The 7,897-nt window shown below is 69.0% G+C and carries 5 protein-coding genes; 2 read left to right on the forward strand and 3 right to left on the reverse strand.

Translation table 11 applies throughout. The annotated features are described in order from the left end of the window. Window positions 1-110: 110 nt before the first annotated feature. Window positions 111-812, reverse strand: coding sequence for an alpha/beta fold hydrolase (locus AC1VXD_RS19295; protein ID WP_482993403.1), 702 nt, complete (start codon window positions 810-812; stop codon window positions 111-113). 126 nt (window positions 813-938) lie between these two features. Between AC1VXD_RS19295 and AC1VXD_RS19300 the strand changes: the two genes are divergently transcribed. Continuing rightward, a complete protein-coding gene (locus AC1VXD_RS19300; RefSeq protein ID WP_108754558.1) occupies window positions 939-1,319 on the forward strand; it encodes a YbjQ family protein in 381 nt (126 codons plus the stop codon). A 48-nt stretch (window positions 1,320-1,367) separates the two neighbouring features. Here AC1VXD_RS19300 and AC1VXD_RS19305 read toward each other — a convergent pair whose 3' ends face one another. Next, on the reverse strand, window positions 1,368-4,094 hold the full coding sequence (locus AC1VXD_RS19305) for a bifunctional acetate--CoA ligase family protein/GNAT family N-acetyltransferase (RefSeq protein ID WP_482993404.1): 2,727 nt from the start codon (window positions 4,092-4,094) through the stop codon (window positions 1,368-1,370). 128 nt (window positions 4,095-4,222) lie between these two features. Next, window positions 4,223-5,593 (reverse strand): magnesium transporter, encoded by a 1,371-nt coding sequence (mgtE, locus tag AC1VXD_RS19310; protein ID WP_482993405.1) that lies wholly within the window; start codon window positions 5,591-5,593, stop codon window positions 4,223-4,225. 408 nt (window positions 5,594-6,001) lie between these two features. On the opposite strand from mgtE, the gene AC1VXD_RS19315 reads away from it, so the two are divergent. After that, window positions 6,002-7,780 carry a monovalent cation:proton antiporter-2 (CPA2) family protein gene (locus tag AC1VXD_RS19315; RefSeq protein WP_482993406.1) on the forward strand — a complete coding sequence of 593 codons (1,779 nt, stop codon included), beginning with the start codon at window positions 6,002-6,004 and terminating at the stop codon, window positions 7,778-7,780. The last annotated feature ends 117 nt before the right edge of the window (window positions 7,781-7,897 follow it).

Raw genomic sequence — 7,897 nt, forward strand, 5'->3', positions numbered from 1 at the left:
GGGGCCCAGCCCGGACCCCCCCCCCGCGGGGGGGGGCGCGCCCCCCGCCCCCGGGCCCGCCGCCGCCGCGAGGGGGCCAACCCACCGCCGGCCCATGCCCGGCGGATCCATCAGCCCTGCAACAACCAGCCGCGCATCGCCGCGCTTACGTCGTCCGGCTTTTCCATTGGCGCCAGGTGCCCGCAGTCGGGCACCACCACCAGCTGCGAGTGCGGCACCAGCGCGTGCATTTCCTCGCTCACCGCCAGCGGCGTGATGCGGTCGTTCGCACCGCAGACGATCAGCAGCGGATCGCGGTAGGCAGCCAGCACGTCATGGCCATCGCGGCGTTCCAGCCCGCTCTGGCGCATGAACACTTCCGCGCCCAGCCGCGCGGTCATGTCGCGCACGCGCTGCACCAGCACGTAGTCGTCCAGCCGCGACGCATCGATGTAGCTGCGCATCAGCGCATCACCAAAACCATGGAACTTGCCGGGCAGGCGCACGCTGGCACGCTGGCTGCGGCGCTGCTCGGCGCGCTCGGGTGAATCGGCGTGGATCGAGGTGTCGACCAGCGCCAGCTGCAGCACGCGCTCGGGCGCGGTGCGCAGGATCTGCTGGGCGACGAAGCCGCCCAGCGAGAAACCGGCCAGCGCGAAGCGCTCGGGGGCCTGCGCCAGCACGTCGTCGGCCACCGCCTGCAGGGTCTGGCCACGGGTCTGGTCGCCCACGGTGCAGTCGGCAATGTCGGCCAGGTCGGCCAGCTGCGCGCGCCACAGCTCGGCGTCGTTGAGCAGGCCGGGGAGCAGCAGCAGGGGGATGCGATCGGTCATGGGGGTATTGTCGCGCGGCGGGGTGGGTCCGGCCATGCCGCAACGGGCTGTTCGGCTGTAGAGTCGAGCCTGCTCGACCGCCACACAGCCAGTCGAGCGTGGCTCGACTCTACAGAAGGCAGCAGCATGGCAGACCCCTACAACAGCGGCATCCCCTCCCCTCCGGCCCTGCGCTTCGAGGATTCACTGGTCACCACCGCCTTCGAGCTGCCCGGCTACCGCGTGGCCCGCAACCTGGGCGTGGTGCGCGGCATCACCGTGCGCTCGCGCTCGATCGTCGGCAACTTCCTCGGCGGCATCCAGACGATCTTCGGCGGCAACATCACCATCTACACCGAGCTGTGCGAACAGGCGCGTGAGGAAACCTACCGCGACATGGTCAAGCACGCGCGGCAGCTGGGCGCCAACGCCATCATCGGCATGCGCTACGACGCCACCGATGTGATGACCGGGCTGACCGAGGTGCTGTGCTATGGCACGGCGGTGGTGGTGGAGCCGTTGCGCTGAATCCGACGTTCCGCCGGACATGGTCCGGCGCTACCGATGCGGTAACGATCACGCCGCCGGCGAGGGGGCAGGCACTTCGACCTGCTGCACCGGCAGGGTCACCATCATCACGGTCGGGTCGTCCGGGTCCAGCCGGGTCTTGAAGCCAAGGCTCTGGCACATCGCCAGCATGGTGCTGTTCTCGCGCAGCACCTGGCCTTCCACCACGTCCAGCCCCAGCCACTTGGCGTACTCGATGATGATCGCCATCAGGCGCCAGCCGATGCCGTGGCCCTTCAGGTCCGAGCGGATCAGGATGCCGTACTCGCCGCGATGGTAATCGGCATCGGCATGCAGGCGCACCGCACCCAGCATGTCGCCGTTGCGCGGGTCGATCGCCACCAGCGCGATCGAGCGCGCGTAGTCGAGCTGGGTCAGCCGCGCGATGAACTCGTGGCTGAAGTGCTTCACCGACTGGAAGAAGCGCAGGCGCAGGTCTTCATCGCTGACGCGGGCGAAGAACGCGCGGAACAGTGCATCGTCCTCCGGCCGCACCGGGCGCACGAAGGCGCGGCCGCCATCGGACAGCTCGAGGGTGCGCTCCCACTCCTTCGGGTACGGGAACACCGAGAAGCGCGGATGGCCACGGCCCTTGTGCAGGATGCGCGATGGCGCGATGGCCACGCGTGCGTCGAGGGCGAGGATGCCCTTGCCATCCACCAGCAGCGGGTTGATGTCCAGCGTTCGCACTTCGGGAATGTCGGCTGCCAGCTGCGCCAGTTTCACCAGCGCAAGCGCCAGCGCACGCTCGTCGGCGGCCGGTACATCGCCATAGGCCTTGAGGATGCGCGAAGCCCGGGTCTGGCCGATCAGTTCGTGGGCCAGGCGCAGGTCCAGCGGTGGCAGCGCGAGCGCCTTGTCATTGATCACTTCCACCGCGGTGCCGCCGCGGCCGACCACGATCACCGGGCCGAACGTGGTGTCATCGGCGATGCCGACGATGATCTCGCGCGCCTTCGGGCGGATGATGGTCGGCTGCACCAGCAGGCCGTCGATGCGTGCATCCGGGCGTCGCTGGCGGGCGCGTTCGAGGATGGCGTTTGCCGCGCTCTGCACCGCTGGCAGCGTCGCCAGGTTCAGGCGCACGCCATCCACTTCGGACTTGTGCGGAATGTCCGGCGACAGGATCTTCAGCGCGACCGTGGCACCGCGCTCGAGCAGCGGCTGCGCCAGGTCCATCGCTTCGTGCGCGTCGCGCGCATGCATCACCGGCGCCGACGAAATGCCATAGGCCTTGAGCAGATCGTGGGTGGCCAGCGGGTCCAGCCACTGCTGGCCATTGGCCAGTGCGGCCTCGACGAGGGTGCGCGCCCGCGCGGTATCCACGCTGAAATCCTGCGGCAGGCTGGGCGGCGTTTCCATCAGCGCGTTCTGCGCTTCGCGGTAGCGCACCAGATGCTGGAAGCCACGCACGGCTTCGGCCTCGGTGGGATAGGTCGGCACGCGCGCCGCGTTGAGCGTGGCGGTCGCCTGGTCATCGTTGCCCAGCCATACCGCGAACACCGGCTTGTCGCGGTGGTGGCGCGGTCGCAGGCCGAGCGTGCGGGTCAGCGCCTGCGCGGCATCGGCCGAAGAGGTGAACGCGGTGGGCACGTTGACCACCATCACCGCATCGTTCTCGTTGTCGGCCAGCAGCGCTTCGATGGCAGCCGCGTAGCGATCACCATCGGCGTCCACCACGATGTCGACCGGGTTGCCGCGCGACCAGCCCTGCGGCAGCACTTTGTCCAGCGTCTCCACCGTGCTGTCGGACAGCTGCGCGAGGGTGCCGCGCAGCGCCACCAGCTGGTCCACCGCCAGGCGGCCGACGCCACCGCCATTGCTGAGCACGGCCAGGCGACGGCCGGGGAATGTACCGAGCCGGCCGAGGGTCTCCGCTGCGGTGAACAGCTCGTCCAGTGCATTCACGCGGAGCAGGCCGGCGCGGTTGAAGGCCGCGCCGTAGACATCATCGGCGCGCGCCAGTGCCTGCACGTGGGTGTCGGCGCTGCCGGGCTGCACGCGCTCGGCGCGGCCTGATTTGACCACCACCACGGGTTTGGCGCGTGCGGCGGCACGCGCGGCCGACATGAACTTGCGCGCGTCCTTGATGTGTTCGACGTAGAGCAGGATGGCGCGGGTGCGGTAGTCGGTGGCGAAGTAATCGAGCAGGTCGCCGAAGTCGACGTCCATGGTGTCGCCCAGCGAAACCACCGCAGAGAAGCCCACCGAACGTGCCACGCCCCACTCCACCAGCGCGGCGGCAATCGCCGAGGATTCGGAGATCAACGCGAGGTCACCGGCCTGCGGGAAGTGCGCGGCGATGCTGGCATTGAGCCGCGCATGCGGCGCGATGACGCCCAGGCAGTGCGGGCCGAGAATGCGCAGGCCGTGCTTGCGCGCCACGGTTTCCACCTGTTCGGACAGCGATCCCGGGCCTTCGCCGAGATGCGCGGTGAGGATGATCGCCGCCTGCACGCCGCGTTCGGCGGCGGTACGCACGACCTGCGGGACGATCGCTGCCGGCGCGGTGATGACCACCAGGTCGGGCACCCAGTCGAGGTCGTTCAGCCGCTTGACCGTGCGGATGCCGTCGATCGCAGCGTGGCGCGGGTTGATCCACGCCACCTTGCCGGGAAAGCCGGTGCCACGCAGGTTGCGCATCACCGCACGGCCGGCGGAGCGCTCACGCGGGCTGCCGCCGATCACCGCGACCGACTGCGGACGGAACACGGACTGCAGGTGGTAGGTACTCATGCGCCTACGGTACACGCACCGGCGCTGCCGCGGCATGATCCTGCGCAGGAATCTACCAGTAGATCCACGCCATGCGTGGATGACCCGGCGATCCAGTAGATCCACGCCATGCGTGGATAACGGCCCGGTTACAGCAGGGTGCCGTGCAGGATGAGGGCGGCGATGCTGAAATAGATCACCAGGCCGGTCACGTCCACCAGGGTGGCCACGAACGGGGCCGAGGCGCTGGCTGGGTCGAAGCCCAGGCGCTTGAGGATGAAGGGCAGCATCGAGCCGGACAGCGAGCCGAACGTGACGATGCCCACCAGCGCGGCGCCGATGGTGATGGCCAGCAGGATCCAGTGCTCGCCGTAGTCGTGCAGGCCGCCCAGCTGCCAGATGACGATGCGCACGATGGCCAGGCAGCCGAGGATGGCGCCCAGCACCATGCCGGTCGGTACTTCGCGCAGCGCTACCTTCCACCAGTCGCCCAAGCGCAGCTCGCGCAGGGCCAGGCTGCGGATCAGCAGCGAAGTGGCCTGCGAACCGGAGTTGCCGCCCGAGCTCATGATGAGCGGAATGAACAGGGTCAGCACCACCGCGCGTGCCAGCTCGTCCTCGTAGTGCTGCATTGCGCTGGCGGTGAGCATTTCGCCGAGGAACAGCACGCTCAGCCAGCCGGCGCGCTTGCGCAGCATCTCGAAGAAACCGATCTGCATGTACGGCTTGTCCAGCGCTTCCATGCCGCCGAACTTGTGCGCGTCCTCGGTCGATTCCTCGATGAGCGCATCGAGCACGTCGTCGACGGTGACGATGCCCAGCAGGTGCTGCTGGGCGTCCACGACCGGAATGGCCAGCAGGTCGTGGCGGCGGATCAGCCGCGCCACTTCTTCCTGGTCCAGCAGGGCATCAACGGTGACCGGCGGATTGACCTGGGCCACGTCGAGGATCGATTCCTCGGGCAGACCGGTGATCAGCCGGCGCATGGTCACCACCTGCTGCAGCTGTTGGCTGGCCGGGTCCAGCACATAGATCGCGTAGACGGTCTCGCGGGTGCGCTCGACCTGGCGGATGTGCTGCAGGGTCTGGGCCACGGTCCAGGTGGCGGGCACGGCGACGAACTCGGTGGTCATCAGCGCGCCGGCGGTGTTGGACGGGTAGCTCAGCAGCGTCTGGATGGCCTGGCGGGCATCGCTGCCCAGCAGCGGAATCAGCCGCGCGCGTTCTTCCTCATCCAGCTCGTGGACGATGTCGGTGGCGCGGTCATCGGCCATCAGCCCCAGCAGCGCGGCGGCGCGGGCCGGCGGCAGCGCGGCCACCAGCTCGCCACTGCGGTGCAGTTCGGGCGCTTCGAGCATCTTCACCGCGCGCGGCAGCGACAGCGCGGCCAGCGTTTCGGCGGCGCGCTCCAGGTCGAGCGTGTTGAGGAATTCCACCGCGTCGGCGGTGTTGTAGTTGGCCAGGGGTGCGGCGAGGACAGCGGCGTCGGCCACCGGGCGCAGCAGTTGCTTCTGGTTCATGGGCTTGCCTTGTGGGGATGCGACCTCGCGCAACGCCACCGCAGGCAAACCGACCCGATATCAGGCGGTAGCCATCGCTGGCGTCGAACAAGGTCGACTTCTACTGTCGCTGGACATGGGTTGGGAACTCCGGATGGGTGTACTGCCTGACACGCTCGACATCGGCGCGACCGGCAGCGGCGGGCAGTCTGGACCTGCCGGAACGCCCGGTCAACCCTGGCCCGGGCTCGCAGTCAGGTGCCACTGGGGTCAGAGCCCTTTGCGGCGCAAGGGGATCTGACCCCGGCCTTCCGTGGCCGTTGTCATTCCTGCACAGCCGGGCGCGCATAATGACGGGGTGGCCTGCACGGCCACGCTCCCCCCGCCAAACCAACGCAGCACAGGCCCCCGCGATGACCAGGAATTCCCATGCATAGCGGTGGTCTGGAACTGGCGCTGGTGCTGCTGCTGGCCGCGGTGATCGCGGTGCCGGTGTTCAAGAAGTTCGGCTTCGGCGCGGTACTGGGCTACCTCGCCGCTGGCGTGGTGCTGGGTCCGGACGGGCTGGGCTTCGTACAGGATGCCGACCGCATCCTCGGCGCGGCCGAGATCGGCGTGGTGATGCTGCTGTTCGTCATCGGCCTGGAGCTGTCGCCCGCCCGCCTGAAGGTGATGCGGCGCTCGGTGTTCGGCGCGGGTGCGGCGCAGGTGGCGCTGTCCGGCCTGCTGCTGGGTGGCCTGCTGCTGCTCGATCATTTCCAGTGGAAGAGCGCGCTGGTGGTCGGCATCGCGCTGGCCCTGTCCTCCACCGCGGTGGGCCTGCAGCTGCTGTCCGAGCACAAGGCGATCAACAGCGACCATGGCCGGCTGGGCTTTGCGATCCTGCTGTTCCAGGACCTGATCGCGATCCCGCTGCTGGCCGCCATCCCGCTGCTGGGCGGGGCGAAGAACGAGACGCTGCGCTGGGAAGACGCGGCCGTGGCGCTGGGTGCGCTGGCGGTGGTGATCCTGTGCGGGCGCCCGGTGCTGCGCAAGGTGTTCGGCATCATCGCCCGCACCCGCAGCCCGGAAGTGTTCACCGCCACCGCGCTGCTGGTGGTGCTGGGCACTGCGTGGTTCATGCAGGAGGCCGGCCTCAGCCCCAGCCTGGGTGCGTTCCTGGCCGGCGTGCTGTTGTCCGATTCGGAATTCCGCCACGAGCTGGAAGCGCAGATCGAGCCGTTCAAGGGCCTGCTGCTGGGCCTGTTCTTCATCGCCGTGGGCATGGGCATCGACCTCGACCGCATCACCGCCGAGCCGTGGCTGATCGCCACCGGCGTGGCGGCGTTGCTGGTGGTGAAGTTCAGCCTGCTGTACGTGCTCGGCCGCATCGCCAGGCTCGGGTCGAGGCAATCGCTGCTGCTGGGCAGTGTGCTGTGGCTGGGCGGCGAATTCGCCTTCGTGGTGTTCAACGAAGCGCAGCGCGCGCACCTGCTGGGCGACGCCAACCATGACCGGCTGGTGGCCATCGTCGGCCTGTCGATGGCGATCACGCCGCTGCTGATGCTGGTGCTGCTGAAGCTGCTGGGCCGGGAAAAGCCGGTGCCGCGCGATGCCGCACCGGCCGACAAGGTGGCGCCGGACAACCAGCCCAAGGTGCTGATCGCCGGCATGGGCCGCTTCGGCCAGGTAATCGCGCGACTGCTGACCGCGCAGAAGGTGCCGTTCGTGGCGCTGGAAGCGAACCCGGACACCGTGGCCGACCTGCGCCGCTTCGGCAACCAGCTCTACTACGGCGACCCGACCCGGCCGGAGATGCTGCGCGCTGCCGGTGGTGAACATATCGACGTGTTCGTGATCACCGTGGACGACCCGGAGACCAACCTGCGCGCGGTACGCATGGTGCGCCGCCTGTACCCGGATGCGAAGGTGCTGGCGCGTGCGCGCAACCGCCAGCATGCATGGCGCCTGATGGACATGTCGGCCGAGCCGTTCCGCGAGGTGTTCGGCACCAGCCTGGAAATGAGCGGGCGCGTGTTGACCGCGCTGGGCGTGGCCGCGGATGTGGCGCAGCGCCATGTGCAGCGCTTCCGCGAGCATGACGAACAGCTGCTGCGCGACCAGTATCTGGTGTATGACGACGAAGCCGCAGTGATCCAGACCTCGCGCGATGCACGCAATGACCTGATGCACCTGTTCGAGGCGGACGCGGAAAGCGACAAGAAATAGGTGTGCCGACCAACGGTCGGCACCCACCTTCAGGCCGCCCGGCGGAGTCCCCCGCCGCCCGGCCCACCGGGCCCCCCCGGGAGGGCCCCCGCCACCCCCGCCGCCCCCCGCCCGGCG

This window comes from Stenotrophomonas sp. STEN054 (genome assembly GCF_056854535.1).